Origin of the sequence: Caballeronia sp. LZ029, assembly GCF_031451275.1 — a bacterium.
Lineage (GTDB): Bacteria > Pseudomonadota > Gammaproteobacteria > Burkholderiales > Burkholderiaceae > Caballeronia > Caballeronia jiangsuensis.
In genome coordinates this window covers 1-1394 of record NZ_JARUXO010000135.1, presented here as the reverse complement: position 1 = coordinate 1394, position 1394 = coordinate 1, and the positions used below count along the sequence as shown (strand labels likewise).

Below are 1394 nucleotides of genomic sequence, written 5' to 3'. Positions count from 1 at the left end.
AAACCCGACATTACTTATATGGTCGCCTCCCATTTGCAAGGTAATTGTGCGTGGCAAGGAGGGTGGTTGCGGACTTATATCCGGACTCGATCGCGGGCGTGCCCGCCGGCCCCGATGGATTTCGCCGCAAAGGTCCTAATCTAAAAAGCGGACTTGATGTCCGAGTAATGTCTCAGGCTTGCCTTTGCGCGGTCCAACCTGTCTTGCCATCGTTCAATCTACCTGTGCAACCGTGGATGGGTTCGAATCTGCGTAGCTTGCGTTACGGCATGGGTGGGGCTTGATACGTTCGTCCATAGGCTAGGAGAGCCCAAATCGTGCGTGCCATCTTATTGGCGAGTGCGACGGCAACGACGTTCGTTGGCCGTCGAGCCAACAACAGCCGCAATCGCTCCGGCAAATGCTTTGAGCTTGAAATCACCGCTCGAGCACCGTGAATCAGCAGCGTTCGAAGATACACGTCACCACGTTTGCTGATGCCTCCAAGCTTCGGTTTGCCTCCGGAGCTATTCTGTCGCGGCACCAAACCGAGATAAGCAGCGAACTCTCGCCCGGAGCGGAACGACTTCGCCTGTCCAATCGCGGATACTGCAGCGGTCGCAGTAAGAACACCGACGCCGGGAATTTCGGAGATGCGACGACATGCTTCGTCGTTGCGCCGCCATTCCTGAATGCGACGTTCGAGCAGTTCGATCTGCTCGTCGAGGATGCGAAGCCGCGAGAGTTGATCTTGCAGACTGTCCGTCAGCATGACCGGAAGCTGGTCAGCTAATGACGCTAGAGCCGCTTTTGCAGCCTCAATCGATGGGCGACGGCCTTGTGGCAGTACGATGCCGAATTCGTAGAGCAATCCGCGAAGCTGATTGATCTGCATGACGCGAATTCGGACAAGTTGCTGACGGACCCGGTGCAGCGCAAGCATGGCCTGCTGATCTTCGGTCTTGACCGCGACGAAACGCATGCCAGGGCGCTGGGCAGCCTCCCAGATTGCGGCGGCATCAGCCGCGTCGTTCTTGTTCGACTTCACGAACGGACGTACGAACTGAGCCGCTATCAGGCGCACATCGTGGCCGAGTCGTGCCAGAGTTCGGGCCCAATGATGAGCGCTGCCGCAGGCTTCCATGACAACCCGGCATGCCGGCCGGTTCGTGAAGAACGGCACGAGTTGCGTACGTTTAAGCGCCTTGCTGTATATCGCGCCGGTCTCAGTATCGACGTAGTGAATCTGGAAGACGCGCTTGGCCAGATCGATGGCAATGGTCGAGGATTCCATCTGATTCTCCTTTGCGGCGGACATGCCGAACCAGCAATGTCCCACGCTCCGGTCAACGGAACTCGGGCGACGGCTGACCGTTAAGGCGGGAGGCGACCATTCCATCTAAAAAGCTCTGACA

General features: G+C 57.7%; 1 protein-coding gene. It reads right to left on the bottom strand.

What is annotated here, in order from left to right:
• Window positions 1-262: 262 nt before the first annotated feature.
• A complete protein-coding gene (locus QCE73_RS39325; protein ID WP_187609813.1) occupies window positions 263-1273 on the bottom strand; it encodes an IS110 family transposase in 1011 nt (336 codons plus the stop codon).
• Window positions 1274-1394: the final 121 nt, after the last annotated feature.